Source organism: Microbacterium sp. NPDC007973 (assembly GCF_042958465.1).
GTDB lineage: Bacteria > Actinomycetota > Actinomycetes > Actinomycetales > Microbacteriaceae > Microbacterium > Microbacterium galbum.
In genome coordinates this window covers 40309-53853 of record NZ_JBIBJJ010000001.1, presented here as the reverse complement: position 1 = coordinate 53853, position 13545 = coordinate 40309, and the positions used below count along the sequence as shown (strand labels likewise).

20 protein-coding genes are annotated in these 13545 nt (G+C 72.7%); 10 read left to right on the top strand and 10 right to left on the bottom strand.

What is annotated here, in order from left to right:
• A complete protein-coding gene (locus ACFZA2_RS00325; RefSeq protein ID WP_391399149.1) occupies nucleotides 1-912 on the bottom strand; it encodes a 5'-3' exonuclease H3TH domain-containing protein in 912 nt (303 codons plus the stop codon).
• Between the two features lie 94 nt (nucleotides 913-1006).
• On the opposite strand from ACFZA2_RS00325, the gene ACFZA2_RS00320 reads away from it, so the two are divergent.
• From ACFZA2_RS00320 to ACFZA2_RS00305, 4 genes are all read left to right on the top strand, one after another.
• A complete protein-coding gene (locus tag ACFZA2_RS00320; protein WP_391399146.1) occupies nucleotides 1007-1405 on the top strand; it encodes a YchJ family protein in 399 nt (132 codons plus the stop codon).
• Nucleotides 1406-1491: 86 nt separating this feature from the next.
• Entirely contained in the window at nucleotides 1492-1875 is a 384-nt protein-coding gene (locus ACFZA2_RS00315; protein WP_391399144.1) for a PPOX class F420-dependent oxidoreductase, read from the top strand.
• A 1-nt stretch (nucleotide 1876) separates the two neighbouring features.
• Nucleotides 1877-2542: an SDR family oxidoreductase gene (locus ACFZA2_RS00310; RefSeq protein ID WP_391399141.1), complete on the top strand. Its 666-nt coding sequence runs from the start codon at nucleotides 1877-1879 to the stop codon at nucleotides 2540-2542.
• Nucleotides 2539-3315: an isocitrate lyase/phosphoenolpyruvate mutase family protein gene (locus ACFZA2_RS00305; RefSeq protein ID WP_391399138.1), complete on the top strand. Its 777-nt coding sequence runs from the start codon at nucleotides 2539-2541 to the stop codon at nucleotides 3313-3315. Before ACFZA2_RS00310 ends, ACFZA2_RS00305 begins: the two co-directional genes overlap by 4 nt.
• A gap of 87 nt (nucleotides 3316-3402) precedes the next feature.
• Here ACFZA2_RS00305 and ACFZA2_RS00300 read toward each other — a convergent pair whose 3' ends face one another.
• The 3 genes from ACFZA2_RS00300 to ACFZA2_RS00290 form a co-directional block, all read right to left on the bottom strand.
• The gene (locus ACFZA2_RS00300; protein WP_315992951.1) at nucleotides 3403-4050 is read right to left on the bottom strand and encodes an LON peptidase substrate-binding domain-containing protein; all 648 of its coding nucleotides are present in this window, start codon (nucleotides 4048-4050) and stop codon (nucleotides 3403-3405) included.
• A 90-nt stretch (nucleotides 4051-4140) separates the two neighbouring features.
• Nucleotides 4141-5196, bottom strand: coding sequence for an aromatic acid exporter family protein (locus tag ACFZA2_RS00295; RefSeq protein ID WP_391399134.1), 1056 nt, complete (start codon nucleotides 5194-5196; stop codon nucleotides 4141-4143).
• A 3-nt stretch (nucleotides 5197-5199) separates the two neighbouring features.
• A complete protein-coding gene (locus tag ACFZA2_RS00290; RefSeq protein ID WP_391399131.1) occupies nucleotides 5200-5568 on the bottom strand; it encodes a winged helix-turn-helix transcriptional regulator in 369 nt (122 codons plus the stop codon).
• A 93-nt stretch (nucleotides 5569-5661) separates the two neighbouring features.
• Between ACFZA2_RS00290 and ACFZA2_RS00285 the strand changes: the two genes are divergently transcribed.
• Entirely contained in the window at nucleotides 5662-6522 is an 861-nt protein-coding gene (locus ACFZA2_RS00285) for an SDR family oxidoreductase (protein WP_391399128.1), read from the top strand.
• 71 nt (nucleotides 6523-6593) lie between these two features.
• Here ACFZA2_RS00285 and ACFZA2_RS00280 read toward each other — a convergent pair whose 3' ends face one another.
• Entirely contained in the window at nucleotides 6594-6938 is a 345-nt protein-coding gene (locus ACFZA2_RS00280) for a DUF2834 domain-containing protein (protein ID WP_363392379.1), read from the bottom strand.
• Between the two features lie 52 nt (nucleotides 6939-6990).
• On the opposite strand from ACFZA2_RS00280, the gene ACFZA2_RS00275 reads away from it, so the two are divergent.
• The 3 genes from ACFZA2_RS00275 (at nucleotide 6991) to ACFZA2_RS00265 (ending at nucleotide 8945) form a co-directional block, all read left to right on the top strand.
• The gene (locus tag ACFZA2_RS00275) at nucleotides 6991-7332 is read left to right on the top strand and encodes a TraR/DksA C4-type zinc finger protein (protein WP_315992946.1); all 342 of its coding nucleotides are present in this window, start codon (nucleotides 6991-6993) and stop codon (nucleotides 7330-7332) included.
• Between the two features lie 43 nt (nucleotides 7333-7375).
• The gene (locus ACFZA2_RS00270) at nucleotides 7376-7591 is read left to right on the top strand and encodes an SCO4848 family membrane protein (RefSeq protein WP_315992945.1); all 216 of its coding nucleotides are present in this window, start codon (nucleotides 7376-7378) and stop codon (nucleotides 7589-7591) included.
• A gap of 115 nt (nucleotides 7592-7706) precedes the next feature.
• Entirely contained in the window at nucleotides 7707-8945 is a 1239-nt protein-coding gene (locus ACFZA2_RS00265) for an MFS transporter (protein WP_391399124.1), read from the top strand.
• Nucleotides 8946-8964: 19 nt separating this feature from the next.
• On the opposite strand, the gene ACFZA2_RS00260 is transcribed toward ACFZA2_RS00265, so the two are convergent.
• Complete coding sequence (locus ACFZA2_RS00260) at nucleotides 8965-9654, bottom strand: YidC/Oxa1 family membrane protein insertase (RefSeq protein ID WP_391399121.1); 690 nt, start codon at nucleotides 9652-9654, stop codon at nucleotides 8965-8967.
• A 187-nt stretch (nucleotides 9655-9841) separates the two neighbouring features.
• Nucleotides 9842-10120, bottom strand: a complete 279-nt coding sequence (locus tag ACFZA2_RS00255; protein ID WP_391399118.1) for a DUF6412 domain-containing protein — start codon at nucleotides 10118-10120, stop codon at nucleotides 9842-9844.
• 63 nt (nucleotides 10121-10183) lie between these two features.
• On the opposite strand from ACFZA2_RS00255, the gene ACFZA2_RS00250 reads away from it, so the two are divergent.
• On the top strand, nucleotides 10184-10705 hold the full coding sequence (locus ACFZA2_RS00250) for a glycine cleavage system protein R (protein ID WP_391399115.1): 522 nt from the start codon (nucleotides 10184-10186) through the stop codon (nucleotides 10703-10705).
• Nucleotides 10706-10792: 87 nt separating this feature from the next.
• Here ACFZA2_RS00250 and ACFZA2_RS00245 read toward each other — a convergent pair whose 3' ends face one another.
• Nucleotides 10793-11194: a DUF3054 domain-containing protein gene (locus ACFZA2_RS00245; RefSeq protein ID WP_391399112.1), complete on the bottom strand. Its 402-nt coding sequence runs from the start codon at nucleotides 11192-11194 to the stop codon at nucleotides 10793-10795.
• A gap of 113 nt (nucleotides 11195-11307) precedes the next feature.
• Here ACFZA2_RS00245 and ACFZA2_RS00240 point away from each other — a divergent pair, with 113 nt between their 5' ends.
• Nucleotides 11308-11733, top strand: coding sequence for a VanZ family protein (locus tag ACFZA2_RS00240; RefSeq protein WP_391399110.1), 426 nt, complete (start codon nucleotides 11308-11310; stop codon nucleotides 11731-11733).
• A 23-nt stretch (nucleotides 11734-11756) separates the two neighbouring features.
• Here ACFZA2_RS00240 and ACFZA2_RS00235 read toward each other — a convergent pair whose 3' ends face one another.
• Entirely contained in the window at nucleotides 11757-12839 is a 1083-nt protein-coding gene (locus ACFZA2_RS00235; RefSeq protein WP_391399107.1) for a sensor histidine kinase, read from the bottom strand.
• Entirely contained in the window at nucleotides 12832-13500 is a 669-nt protein-coding gene (locus tag ACFZA2_RS00230) for a response regulator transcription factor (RefSeq protein ID WP_315992937.1), read from the bottom strand. Before ACFZA2_RS00230 ends, ACFZA2_RS00235 begins: the two co-directional genes overlap by 8 nt.
• Nucleotides 13501-13545: the final 45 nt, after the last annotated feature.

Genomic DNA, 13545 nt, shown 5'->3' with positions numbered 1-13545 from the left:
TCAGCGGGGCAGGGCGGCGAGGGCGCGGGTCATCGACGAGCCCAGGTTCCACTTCTCGGCGAGCGCCGTCGCGGCGTCCTCGTCCACGGGCCCGAGTGCGTCGTCGAAGGGAGCGAGCGGCAGATCGCGCGCGACGCGCACGACGGTCGGGGCGACGGCGAGGTAGTCGGCGGCGGCGGCGATCTTCGAACGCTGCGCGGGGGTGCCCGCGGTTCCGTCCTCGACGGCTGCGCGGATGGCGTCGAGGGAGCCGTGGGCTGCGAGGAGCGAGGCCGCGGACTTCTCGCCGATGCCGGCCACACCGGGAAGGCCGTCGGAGGGGTCGCCCCGGAGGACCGCGAAGTCGGCGTACTGCGCGGCGTGCACGCCGTACCTGCCGAGCACCGCGGAGTCGTCGACGATCTCGAGGTTGCTCATGCCGCGGGCGGTGTAGATGATGCGGATGCCGCGGGCGTCGTCGATCAGCTGGAAGAGATCGCGATCGCCGGTCACGACGTCGACGGGCGCGTCGGCCCGGGTGGCGAGGGTCCCGATGACGTCGTCGGCCTCGTGCTCGGGAGCGCCGACGACGGGGATGCCGAGCGCGGCCAGCGTTTCCCGGATGAGGGGGATCTGGGCCTCGAGCGGATCGGGGACCTCTTCCACGTCGGGCCCGGACGGCACCGCCTCGACGACGCGGTGCGCCTTGTAGCTCGGGAGCAGGTCGACGCGCCACGCGGGTCGCCAGTCGTCGTCCCAGCAGGCGACGAGGCGCGTGGGGCGGTAGGTGGTGACGAGCTTGGCGATCATGTCGAGCACGCCCCGGACGGCGTTGACCGACGAGCCGTCGGCGGCCTTCACCTTGTCGGGCACGCCGTAGAAGGCGCGGAAGTACAGCGACGCGGTGTCGAGGAGCATGATGCGGTCGGTCACGGTCTCGATCCTGGCACGGGAGGTGCTCGGGGGCGATCGGCGCGGGAGGGCTCGACGGCGGCGGGGGAACGGGGACGAGACCTAGAGTGGCGGGATGTCTTTCGGGTCGGCATCCACTCGTCCGCAGGCGCAGGCGCCGTGTCCGTGCGGGGGCGGGGTGTTCGGCGACTGCTGTGCGCCGATCCTCGACGGTGCCCCCGCCCCGAGCGCGGAGCGGCTCATGCGCTCGCGCTACTCCGCCTTCGCGCTCGGCGACGAGGCGCACCTCGCCCGGTCGTGGCATCCCCGTACCCGTCCCGACCACATCGACGTCGACGACGGCACGGTGTGGACCGGACTGACCATCGAGGACGCGGCGGAGGACGGGGATGCCGCGGTGGTGGCCTTCCGCGCGCGCTGGCGGCAGGCCGGCCGGGACGGAGAGCTGGTCGAGCGGAGCCGCTTCGTGCGGCGGGGCGGACGGTGGGTGTACGTCGACGGCGACGTGGCGTGACGGCGTCACGCGGGGCGTCAACCCCGCGCGGGCGTGTCGGTGCTGCTGAATAGGGTCGATTCCGGATCCTCGGCGAAAGGACACGCATGATCCCCGACGCGCAACGCGACCTGCTCGAGAACCCGAACTACGGCAGTCTCGGCACCGTCCGTCCGGACGGGACGGTGCAGGTGAACCCGATGTGGTTCGCCTACGACGGTGAACACCTGCTGTTCACGCACACCGTGACGCGCCAGAAGTACCGCAACCTGCAGCGCAATCCGTCGATGAGCCTCATGGTCTTCGACCCCGAGCGCCCGTACCGCTACATCGAGGTGCGCGGTCGCCTCATCGAGGCGGAGCCCGACCCCGAGGGCGCGTTCTACGTCTTCCTCGGCATGCGCTACGGCAACGCGCAGCAGGAGGCGCCGCCCGATCGCGCCGACCGCGTGATCTTGAAGATGTCGATCGACAACGTAGGAGGACAGTGACATGGAACGCATCGTGATCATCGGAGGGCACGGGAAGGTGGCCCTGCACCTGGCACGGCTGCTCGCCGACCGCGGCGACGAGGCCACCTCCGTCATCCGCAATCCCGACCAGGCCGGCGACATCGAACAGGCGGGCGGGACGCCCCTCGTGCTCGACGTGGAGAACGCCGACACCGACGAGATGGCCGCAGCCTTCGAGGGCGCCGACGCGATCGTGTGGTCCGCCGGGGCCGGCGGCGGCAGCGCCGAGCGCACCTACGCCGTCGATCGCGACGCCGCGCAGCGCGCGGTCGACGCCGCGGCGAAGGCGGGCGTGCGACGGTTCGTGATGGTGTCGTGGATCGGTTCGACGCCCGATCACGGGATCGACCCCGACGACTCGTTCTACGCCTACGCCGACGCGAAGCTCGCGGCCGACGACCACCTGCGGGCGAGCGAGCTGGACTGGACCATCCTCGGCCCGGGCACGCTCACCCTCGACCCGCCGACGGGACGCATCACCACCGCACCGCAGGGCAAGGGCGAGGTCTCGCGCGCCGACGTCGCGGCCGTGGCCGCCGCCGTGCTCGTGCAGCCGGCGACCATCGGGCGCTTCCTCCGCTTCGGCGCCGGGGACACGCTCATCGCCGAGGCCATCGTCGCCGAGCACGCAGGGAGCGACGCATGACCGCCGTCGCCGACCGCGCGCAGACCCTCGTCGGGCTGCACGCCGCCCCCGAGATCCTCCGCGTCGTCAACGTCTGGGACGTCGTGTCGGCGCGGGCCGTCGCGGCGCTTCCCGAGACGAAGGCGCTCGCGACAGCGGGTCATTCGATCGCGGCGACCTTCGGCTACGAGGACGGCGAGAACATCCCCGTCGAGCTCATGCTCGACATGGTCGGACGCATCGTCGCCGCCGTCGACGTGCCCGTCAGCGCGGACCTCGACGCCGGCTTCGGCGATCCGGGCGAGACGACGCGCCGGGCGATCGGCGTCGGCGTCGTGGGCGCCAACGTCGAGGACCGGGTGAAGCCGCTCGCCGAGGCCGTCGCCGCCGTCGAAGCGGTGATCGCCGCCGGTGAGGCGGAGGGCGTCCCCTTCGCGCTCAACGCCCGCACCGACGTGTTCCTGAAGGGTGCGGATCGGCCGCTCGACGACAAGATCGCGGATGCCGTCGAGCGCGGCCGCGCGTTCCTCGCGGCGGGTGCCACCTCGGTGTTCGTGCCCGGGAAGCTCGACGCCGACACCACCCGGCGCCTGGTCGAGGGTCTCGGGGAGCGGAAGCTGAGCGTCATCGGGGTCCCGGGCAACCTCACGGCCGCCGAGTACGAGGCGCTGGGCGTCGCCCGCATCTCGTACGGCCCGCAGACCCAGCGCGTCGCGCTGACGGCGCTCCAGGATCTCGCGATCGACCTCTACGCCGACGGCGTCATCCCGTCGACGGTCCGCGAACTGAACTGACCGCCGCACCGGAGTCCGGGATGCCGCGTCGGCGGTGTTCCGGACTCCCTCGCGTCGTGGTCGGCATCCGCGGGGCGACCGCCGATGTCAGACCTCGTCGTCGTCCTCGTCGACGACGATGACCCCGTCGGGCACCGGGTCGTTCAGGAGCGGCTCGGCCGCGAGGGTGAGGTCGATGGTCGCCCGGAGCAGCCCGCCCAGGGTCTCGGAGCGCAGGAGCTCCATCTGGTCGAGTTCACCCAGCGGCGCGATCGCGGCGACCTGCCAGGCGCGGGGGAGCGGCTCCTCCGACAGCTCGACCTCGGGATCCCAGCGCGTGCCACCATACTGCTGGGCGCGGCCGAGCACGCGCCGCACGATGCGCTCGGCCTCCTCGAGCAGCGGCATCAGCGCGTCGTTCCACTCGAGGTCGGGGAGGGCGCGGACGTCGGCGCGCGGATAGGGCGCGTCGTCGAGCCACTCGACGATCTCGAAGCGCTCGGTCCCGCGCGCCACGATCTGCATCTGCCCCGCCTGGGGGACCACATGGCTGAGCTGCGCCATCGTGCCGAGGGCGAAACGCTGGTCGCCGCCGCCGGTCTCGGAGCCGCGCTCGATGAGCACCACGCCGAAGGCGGGGTCGGTCTCGTCGAGCAGGCGCCCCAGCATGACGAGATACCGCTCCTCGAAGATCCGCAGCGCGAGGGGCGTGTGCGGGAAGAGGACGGCTCCGAGGGGGAACATCGCGGTACCCATGGCCCCAGTCAACCAGCGCCGGGGGACGACGGGGTCGCCACGGCGCCGATCCTCAGGAGGCTTGCGGAGAGGACAGGGATGCCGTCCGGCTCAGTCCTCGGTCTCACGGAGGGTCTCATGCACGCGGTGCAGATCCATCAGGAGCGACCCCGTGAGCACCCAGTGCAGGGTCGAGGGCGTCTGGATCTGCAGGGGGCGGGTGAGCGCGGGCTCGGTGCCGACCGCCCGCTCGGGCCCCGCGTCGAGGGCGAATGCCAACCGCACGTCGTGCGCGGCCCGGTGCAACTGCTCCGCGATCGCGCGGACCGCCGGCTCGTCGACGATGGAGCTCTCGTAACCGTCGTAGACGGCGCGCGTCATGCCGACGGTCTGCGTCACCACCGGCGTGAAGCGATCCAGCAGCGCACCCATCTGCGCGAGCTCCGCGCGGTGCCGGTTGCTGCGGGGGTTCAGGGCCAGCGAGTCGGCTCCCTCGCGGATCGCATCGGCGGCGGCATCCCGGACGGGGCGCAGCAACCGCGCCTCGAGCAGGAGCCCCTCGAGGGATGCCGGGGTCTGCGGCGTCTCGAGGGCGTCGGCGAGGCGCTCGAGGGCCGCGGCCAGCTCGCGTCCGAGGACGTCGACCTTCTCGCGGGCCGCGGGTACGAGCACGGGCGGGACGAGGACGGTGTTGACGACGATGCCGATGGCGGCGCCGATGAGGGTCTCGAGGACGCGGTCGAGGGCGTAGTTCGGGGTCGCGGTGCCGAGGGCGAGCACGAGGAGGGCGCTGATCGCGATCTGGTTCGTCGCGCCCGGCGAGATCCGGGCGGCCCAGGCGACGGCCAGCGCCACCCCCGCCGAGAGGAGCGCCACCCACGGCTGCGACCCGAAGGCGAGGCCGAGGAGGGCGGCGATGAGGACGCCGACGATGACGCCGACGCTGCGTTCGACGGCGCGGGTGAACGACTGGTTGATGCTCGGCTGGACCACGAGGAGCGCCGCGATCGCGGCGAAGATCGGGGGCGGACCCTGCACGAGCCAGCCCGCCAGGAGCCACGCCGCCACGATGGCGAGCGCGGACTTCGCCACTTGGAGCAGGGGGACACGCCGCGGCGCGCGGACGGTGAGACTGCCGCGCACCGTGCGCAGGTCGGGGATGCGCACGGGTCAGTCCTTCCGCGCCACGATGTCTTCGGCGTTGTCGGCGACCCACTCCATGAGGGGGATCACGCGCGTCATGAGATCGCGTCCGCGCGGCGTGAGGGCGTACTCGACGCGGGGCGGGACCTCGGGGTAGGCCGTGCGTTGCACGAGTCCGTCGCCCTCGAGCGTCTTGAGGGTGCTGGCCAGCATCTTCTCGCTGATCCCGGAGATGTTGCGGCGGAGGACGCCCCAGCGCTGCGTGCCGTCGGACAGCGCCAGCAGCACGAGGATGCCCCACTTGCCCATCACGTGATCGAGCACGGTGCGGGTGGGGCAGCCGTCGGTGAAGATTTCTGGGTTGCGGCCGCGCAGATCGGCAAGACTGACGCTCATGTGAGTACCTAACCGGAAAGTGGGTACCTGCATTCCGGAATGCAGGCGCGCGGCCGCCGTTGCACGAGGCGTACCGATCGAAAGGACACTCCCATGACTCTCCTCGTCACCGCCGCCTCCGGACACCTCGGCCGTCTCGTCGTCGACGCTCTCCTCGAGCGCGGCGTCGCGGCATCCGACATCGTCGCCGGCGTCCGCACGCCCGCGAAGGTGGACGACCTCGCCGCGCGCGGCGTCGGCGTCGTCGAGCTCGACTACTCCCGCCCCGAGACCCTCGCCGCAGCCTTCGCGGGCGTCGACCGCGTGCTGCTGATCTCCGGGACCGACGCCGACCGCGTGACCGGGCACCGCAATGTCATCGACGCGGCGCGCGCGGCCGGCGTGGAGCGCCTCGTCTACACCAGCGCTCCGCGCGTCGACCAGGTCGATTACGCGCTCGGCGCCGATCACAAGGCCACCGAGGAGGCGATCGCCGCGTCGGGCCTGTCGGCGACGGTCCTGCGTCACAACTGGTATACCGAGAACTACCTGGATGCCGTGGCCCGCGCGTCCGACACCGGCGAGATCGTCGCGGCCGTCGGCGACGCGCGTGTCGCCAGCGCGAGCCGTCGCGACTACGCGGCGGCGGCGGCGATCGCCCTGACCACCGACGAGCTCGCCGGACGCACCCTCGAGGTCGGCGGAGATGTGGCGTGGACCTACGACGACCTCGCCGCGGCCGCGAGCGAGGTGCTCGGCCGTCCGGTGACGTACACGGCGGTGACGCTCGAGCAGCTGGAGGCCGGCCTGCAGGCGGCGGGCCTGGATGCCGGGACGGCGGCGTTCGTCGCGGGGATCGACGACGCCATCGCGCGCGGTGCGCTCTCGCAGACCGACGGCACGCTGTCGGAGCTGATCGGTCGCCCGACCACCCCGCTGGTCGACGGACTCCGCGAGGGCCTCGCCGCCCGCTAGCCCCTCGTCCCTCGCGTGAGTCGCCGGGATTCGTCGCTTCTGCGCCTGTGGAGGCGACGGTTCTCGGCGGTTCACGCGTTCTCGAGGGCGGTCAGGCGGCGCTGGCGCATCGCCAGGAAGAGCGGGAACGTGAAGGCGAACGCCGTCACGCCGGAGAGCACGATGTACAGCCACGCGAAGCGCATGCCGAGCCGCCGCGCCTCGACGATCACGAAGACGCTCCCGGCGATCGCCACGACGAGCAGGTCGATCGTGATCGACGACACCGCGGGTCCGCTCGTGACGAGATCCCCGATGAAGTCGCGCATCTGCACGATGGCGAAGGCGTTGAAGGTCCAGGTGCCGACCAGACCGGCGACGGACAGGACGAGGAACGCGACCGCGGTCGGCGACCAGTGGCGTCGGATTTCGCTCATGTCGCGATCCTGCCCCAGCGCCGGTGTCGGCGGAGGGGGCTAGCGTCGAGGCATGGATGCCGACACCGCACGGCGCGTGCTGGAGGAACGGGAGCGGGAGATCGCTCACCGCCTCTCCCGCCTGCACGACGACGAGGAGAGTCTTCGTCACGACCGCGCCGACGCAACAGCCGACGATGAGCACGACCCCGAGGGATCGACGCTGTCGGGGGAGTGGGCCCAGGTCGACGCGCTGCGTCGCGGAGCCGAGGCCGAACGCGCCGAGATCCGCGCTGCGCGCGAGCGCGTGGCATCCGGGACCTTCGGGGTGTGCGAGCGGTGCGGCCGGCCCATCGCGGACGCCCGCCTGGAGGCGCGGCCGTTCGCGCGGCGGTGCATCGACTGCGCGCGGTAGTCGCGCGGCGCGACGGGCGGACGGGGGCGCCTAGGCTCGACGTGTGGAACCCCTGCTGATCGTGCTGCTGTTCGCCAACGCCGTCTTCAACGCCGTCGTCTGGCCGCGCTTCTACCCGCGCATCGCGAAGGACCCCCGGGCGCGGGATGCCGCGGGCAAGCCGACGGCGTTCCTCATCGTGCACACCGTGCTCATCGCGGTCGCCCTCGTGCTCGCCCTCGCGTCCGTGCTCGCCGCGATCGCCGCGATCGTGAGCTGACCGGGCCCCGGTTGAGGCCTTTCGGTAGACTGGCCGCGCGGGTTCGCCCGCCGCACCTCGTGCATCTACCTACCGGACCGGCAAGGCGGCACTGCCCCACGCCCCGGAGATCCTCATGCACCACCCCGCCCCCGTCGTCGACCGACCGTTGATCCACCACACCGGATTCTGGTACTTCCCGGTCGCGTTCGTCGCTCGACTGCCGTTCGCGATGATGACCGTCGGCGTCCTCGCCCTCGTCGTCGCCCTGCGCGGCTCCGTGGCGCTCGGCGGGCTCACCTCCGCCGCCGTCGGCCTCGGCGTCGTCGTCGCGGGCCCCGTGCTCGGCGACCTCGCCGACCGTCACGGCCAGCGGCGCGTGCTCGTCCCGGTGGGGGTGGCCAACGGCATCCTGCTCGCGCTCTTCCCGCTCGTGGTGGCATCGGCCCCCGGTGAGGCGCTGCTGCTCATCGTCGCGACGGCGATCGGTCTCACCGGCCCGCAGACCGCCGCGATGTCGCGGAGCCGCGTGATGGCCCTCATCGGCGACCGGGTGCGCCCCGAGCGCCGTGAGCGCACCTTCTCGCGTGCGATGGCGTACGAGTCGGCCGCAGACGAGACCGCCTTCGTCATCGGCCCCTTCGTCGTCGGCGTCCTCGCCGCGCTCGTCGCCCCCTGGGCGCCCATCATCGGCGCCGCGGTGCTGAGCTTCGTCTTCGTCACCGCGTTCGCGCTGCACCCGACCGGACGGGCCGTACCCGAACGGTCGGAGCGCGAGGAGATGGCGCCCTTCCGTGACGTGCTGCACCCCCGCATGCTCGTGCTGATCGCGGCCGTCTTCGGCGTCGGACTGTTCTTCGGTTCCACGCTGACCTCGCTGACCGCGTTCATGGAGGCCCAGGGCGCACCCGAGGCGGGGGCGCTGCTCTACGGCGTGATGGGCGTCGGCTCGGCCGTCTTGGCCCTGGCCGTCGCGGCCCTGCCCGCGCGCTTCGCGCTGCGCTGGCGCCTGGTGCTGTTCGCGGCGATCCTCACCGCGTCCGCGGGGGCGTACACGGTCGGCGGATCCGTGGTCACCGTCACGATCGTGCTGTGCCTCATGGGCATCGGCGTCGGGCCCTCGCTCGTGACGCTGTTCAGCCTCGCCGGTCACCGCTCCCCGCGCGGACGAACCGCCTCGACCATGACCCTGCTCGCCTCCGCGCTGACCCTCGCCCAAGCGGTGTCGTCGGCGGTGACCGGCGCGATCGCCGAGGACGTCTCGGTGGCCACGGCGATGCTTCTCCCCGCGGGCGCGGCGCTGCTCGTGCTCGCCATGGCGGCGGTCAATGCGTCGTCTGCGCCGCGGTGGGACGCCGCCCCGCTCACCGTGTGAGCCCGCGTCCGCCCGGACCTCACGCCGGGAGCGGGTAGCGACGGCGCAGGATCAGCCTCTGCGCGAGCGTCCACACGGTGGTCACCGCGAGATAGAGGCCGGCGGCCAGAGGCACGAACACCGCCACCACAGCCGTGGTGAACTGCAGCGCGCCGACCATCGCGCCCGTCCAGGCCGGCGCGGAGGGGTCGACCGCGGGCCGGAGCAGGCGTCGGGTGAGCTCGGCGACCCCGGCGATCACGACGACGATCCCGCCGATCACGGTGGCCGTGGCGGCATCCACCGTTCCCGTCGAGAGGGCGGAGACCAGGCTGCGTCCGAGGGGGACACCCCAGAGGTCGTGCGCGAGGAGGAGGTTCGCGTGTCCGCCGACGACGGGATGCAGGAACACCGCGTACAGCAGCCCCACCACCGGAGCCTGCGCGAGCAGGGGCAGGCAGCCGCCGAACGGGGAGGCACCCTCGTCGCGGTAGAGCTGCATCGTCTCACTCTGCAGACGTTCCGGGTTCTTCCGCCACCGCTCCTGCAGGGCGCGCAGCTGCGGGGCGAGGCGCGCGCGTGTCTGCTCGGCGCGCGCCTGCGACACGCCCACGGGGATGAGGAGCATCCGCACGATCACGGTCACGGCGACGACCGCGAGGGCGGCGGCGGCGCCCGGCACGAGCGGGTCGAAGACGGCGGCGAGCGCGAGCAGAGCGCGGGTGGTCATGTCGAGGAGGAAAGCGAGGGGAGGAAGGGCGAAGAGGTCCACGGGGCGTCCAATCGGTGCGTCGATCACGGCGGGGATCGGTCGCGGGGCGCGGTCGACGGCAGGAGCCGGGCGGGCGCGGGCGACCGGCGTCGCAGTCCGCGGAGAACGCCGGAGGATGCCGCGGGACGCGGCAGGGCGGTCGGGATCAGGCGACGCGGATCGTGCGCCCCGGCGCCCGCGGGCGCGGGTGGCCGGCGGCATCGGGATCGCTCTGGGCGATCGGTGCCGAGGGATCGGCGGGCCGGGGACTCGGCGGCGCCGTGGCGGCCAGGAGCGCCGGGAGGACGACGAGCACGATCACGGCGGTGACGACGACCGCCGCGGCCAGGACGACCGCCAGCAGCGGTGTCCCCCCTCCGGGTGTCACTGCCAGCTCGGCGGAGGCGAGCACGAGGTTGAGCGCGGCGATCATCGATGCGATCACACGCTCACCCCCGGAAGTCTCGTGGTCCCACGGTAGCAGCGGGCCGCTCGCTACGCTGTCGCCATGACCACCCTCGTCCTCACCATCGTCGGCGACGATCGCGCCGGGCTCGTGTCCTCCGTCGCCGACATCGTGGACGCCCACGGCGGCAACTGGGAGAACAGCGAGCTCGCCGAACTGGCGGGAGCTTTCGCCGGCATCGTCGAGGTCTCGATCGCCGCCGACGGCGCCGACGCCCTGCGTGCCGCTCTCGAGGGGCTGGCCGGAACGCTCGCCGTCACGGTGCACGCCGGAGCTGCCGCCGCCGCCTCAGCCGCGGCCGCGCGCACGGTGACGTTCGACGTGGTCGGAAACGACCGCCCCGGTATCGTGCGCGAGCTGTCGACCGCACTGAGCGCGCAGGGCGCGAGTATCGAACGCATGTCGACGCAGACGACGGATGCCGCGATGGCCGGCGGACGCCTGTTCGAGGCCTCGATCACGGCGACGCTCGCTGCGACCGTCGTCATCGACGACCTGGTGGCGGAGCTGGAGAGGTTGGCGACGGAGATCCAGGTCGACGTCACCCTGTCCGACGAAGCCTGACCTCTCGGTGCGGCATCCCGGTGGCGCGTACGTTCCGGATGTCGGGTGCCAGGACCGGGGCGCCGACGCGAAGCGACCGGGTGGGGCTCAGAGCGGTCGCGTCGCGGTCCGTCGTCCCCGTCCGATGAGGCGCGCGATCCCGCGCCACCCGAGCAGGAACAGCGCGAGCGTGACGGCCGCGACGATGACGAACGCCATCGCGACGCCCTGACCGCTGACGGCACGCAGCACCATGCCGAGGATCACCGTGACGGCCCAGACGGGCAGCCCCGTGCGGACGAGCGCGACCGGGCCGCGCCACGCCCGTGACACCAGCCAGCCGACGAGGAGGGCGACGAGGAAGGGCCAGACCGTCGTCGCGAGCCCCGAACCGAACGGCCCGAGCACGTCGCCGTCATGGGTCGCCCGCCCGATGGCGGCGAAGACGGTCACGAGGATGGCGTCCACGAGGAGAGCGAGGGCGGCGGGGGAGCGGCGGGTCGATGGCACGCCTCCATTCTCGCCCTCTCGCGGGCCCGCCTATCGACGACGTATCGACTCCCGCAGACGCCGGGGCAACACGCCGCGCGATGGGCTGGTGCTTCGTCGACCCGGAGGTTCTCATGACAGATCGCCGCGCACCGCTGCTCACCCCCGCCCGCGTGCTGGGCGCCACGGGGGTCTTGGCCGTGACGGCCGCGCTCACGCTCGCGCCGCGCTCGATCGCGTGGCCGGCGCGCTCCCTCGCCCTCGATGTGCTCGACCGGCTCCCGCCGGTGTGGACCGAGGCGCTCTTCGGCGGGGGGATCGACGTGGCCTTGAACGTCGGATTCTTCATCCCCCTCGGTGCGGCGGTCGCGCTGCTGCTCCCGCTGCGGTGGGCGCCGGCATCCGTGGTCCTGGGGGCGGCGGTGTCGGCCACGATCGAGATCGCGCAGACCGTCGTCCCCGGGCGCGTGCCGGACTCGAGCGATGTCGTGGCCAACACCGCCGGAGCACTGATCGGAACGGTCGTGGTCGTCGGGGGCCGGCTGCTCGCACGTCGGTGACGCGCGCGCCGCTCGCGCCGCGATCAGCGCGGCAGACGAAGCCGCGCGTGAAGGCCCCCGCCCTCGCGCGGCCAGAGTTCGAGCACTCCGTCATGCGCACGCGCGACCGAGGCGACGATCGCGAGGCCCAGCCCCGTGCCGTCCCCACGCCCGCGCGTCCGGCCGGCGCCGCGCACGAACGGCTCCGGGAGCGTGGCGACGAGGGCGTCCGTGAGCGCAGCCCCGGTGTTGGCGACGTCCACGAACACCTCGGCGGCATCGCTGTGCACGCCCACGCGCACCCAGCCGCCCGGGGCGTTGTGCACGACGGCGTTGCGCACGAGGTTGGTCACCGCTTGGGCGAGGAGCGTCTCGTCGCCATGGGCCGTCACCTCCGAGGCGGTCTGCGCCGTCAGCGCGACACCGGCGTCGTGAGCGCTGGGCTGCGCCTCGACGACGGCCGCCCCGACGACGGAGCCGACATCGACGGAGCCGCGCGGCAGAGGCGTCGTGCTGCCGGCGCGCGACAGCAGGAGCAGCGCTTCGGTGAGTCGGATCGCACGTTCGTTGGTGGTGTCGAGCCGGTCGAGGAGCGTGTCGATGTCGACCCCGGCCGGATCGGCACGCGCCACCTCCAGCAGGGTGCGCATCGTCGCGTGGGGCGTGCGCAGCTCGTGCGACGCGTTCGCGGCGAACCGCTTCTGCTCGCGGAGGGTCTCGCCGACACGTTCGAGCATCGCGTCGAAGGTGTCGGCCAGATCGGTGAGCTCGTCGCGTCGGCCGGGCTGGGCGACGCGCCGTTCCAGATCGCCGCCCTGCACGGCGCGGGCGGTGTCGGTGATGCGGGTGAGAGGCCGCAGCATGATGCCCGACACGACCCACCCGCCGCCGAGGCCGACGACAGCGAGGCCCGCCACCGTGTACCAGGCGTATCGCACGAAGGCCTCCGTCAAGTCTCCGCGCGCGGGGGTGAACGCGCCGCTGTCGGAGAAGAGGTTCCCCTCCGGCAGGAAGCGCAGCACGAGGAATCCGAGCGAGAAGACGGCGACACCGACGATCACGACGAACGCGGCGTAGCTCAGCGTGAGCTTGACGCGCACCGACAGGCCGGGTGCGCGCTCACCCATCGAGCGGACCCATGCGGTAGCCGACGCCCGGAACCGTCTGAATGAGCCAGGGCTCGCCGAGGCGCTTGCGGAGCGTGGAGATGGTGATGCGCACGGCGTTCGTGAACGGGTCGGCGTTCTCGTCCCACGCGCGCTCCAGCAGCGCCTCGGCGCTGACGACCCCGCCCCTCGCGGTCATCAGCACCTCCAGCACCGCGAACTGCTTCCGCGTCAGCGAGACGTATCGACCGTCGCGGTATACCTCGCGGCGGAACGGGTCGAGGCGGATGCCGTCCTGGTCGAGCACCGGTGGGGCGGAGGCCGCAGGGCGTCGGGCGAGAGCCCGGAGGCGCAGCACGAGCTCGCGCAGCACGAAGGGTTTGGTCAGGTAGTCGTCGGCGCCGCTCTCGAACCCCGACGCCTTGTCGTCGAGGCGGTCGGCCGCGGTCAGCATCAGGACGCGGGGCGCGGTTGCGCGAGCAGCCAGGTCCCGCGCGATCTCGTCGCCGTTCGGGCCCGGGATGTCGCGGTCGAGCACCACGACGTCGTACGCGGTGTAGCCGAGCAGTTCGAGAGCGGTGTCGCCGTCGCCGGCGATATCCGCGGCGATCGCCTCGAGCCGGAGGCCGTCGCGGATCGCCTCGGCGAGGAAGGGTTCGTCCTCGACGATCAGCACGCGCATCCCGTCATCGTAGGCGGGCGGGGATATCGCCGACGTATGCGTCGG

Excerpts from the sequence above, each read along its gene's own strand:
- ACFZA2_RS00250 (WP_391399115.1), top strand. The coding sequence starts at position 10,184 with ATGACCACCCTCGTCCTCACCATCGTCGGCGACGATCGCGCCGGGCTC.
- ACFZA2_RS00290 (WP_391399131.1), bottom strand. The coding sequence starts at position 5,568 with ATGAGCGTCAGTCTTGCCGATCTGCGCGGCCGCAACCCAGAAATCTTC.
- ACFZA2_RS00235 (WP_391399107.1), bottom strand. The coding sequence starts at position 12,839 with ATGGGTGAGCGCGCACCCGGCCTGTCGGTGCGCGTCAAGCTCACGCTG.
- ACFZA2_RS00230 (WP_315992937.1), bottom strand. The coding sequence starts at position 13,500 with ATGCGCGTGCTGATCGTCGAGGACGAACCCTTCCTCGCCGAGGCGATC.
- ACFZA2_RS00260 (WP_391399121.1), bottom strand. The coding sequence starts at position 9,654 with ATGACCACCCGCGCTCTGCTCGCGCTCGCCGCCGTCTTCGACCCGCTC.
- ACFZA2_RS00320 (WP_391399146.1), top strand. The coding sequence starts at position 1,007 with ATGTCTTTCGGGTCGGCATCCACTCGTCCGCAGGCGCAGGCGCCGTGT.
- ACFZA2_RS00315 (WP_391399144.1), top strand. The coding sequence starts at position 1,492 with ATGATCCCCGACGCGCAACGCGACCTGCTCGAGAACCCGAACTACGGC.
- ACFZA2_RS00265 (WP_391399124.1), top strand. The coding sequence starts at position 7,707 with ATGCACCACCCCGCCCCCGTCGTCGACCGACCGTTGATCCACCACACC.
- ACFZA2_RS00300 (WP_315992951.1), bottom strand. The coding sequence starts at position 4,050 with ATGGGTACCGCGATGTTCCCCCTCGGAGCCGTCCTCTTCCCGCACACG.
- ACFZA2_RS00310 (WP_391399141.1), top strand. The coding sequence starts at position 1,877 with ATGGAACGCATCGTGATCATCGGAGGGCACGGGAAGGTGGCCCTGCAC.
- ACFZA2_RS00305 (WP_391399138.1), top strand. The coding sequence starts at position 2,539 with ATGACCGCCGTCGCCGACCGCGCGCAGACCCTCGTCGGGCTGCACGCC.
- ACFZA2_RS00275 (WP_315992946.1), top strand. The coding sequence starts at position 6,991 with ATGGATGCCGACACCGCACGGCGCGTGCTGGAGGAACGGGAGCGGGAG.
- ACFZA2_RS00280 (WP_363392379.1), bottom strand. The coding sequence starts at position 6,938 with ATGAGCGAAATCCGACGCCACTGGTCGCCGACCGCGGTCGCGTTCCTC.
- ACFZA2_RS00285 (WP_391399128.1), top strand. The coding sequence starts at position 5,662 with ATGACTCTCCTCGTCACCGCCGCCTCCGGACACCTCGGCCGTCTCGTC.
- ACFZA2_RS00240 (WP_391399110.1), top strand. The coding sequence starts at position 11,308 with ATGACAGATCGCCGCGCACCGCTGCTCACCCCCGCCCGCGTGCTGGGC.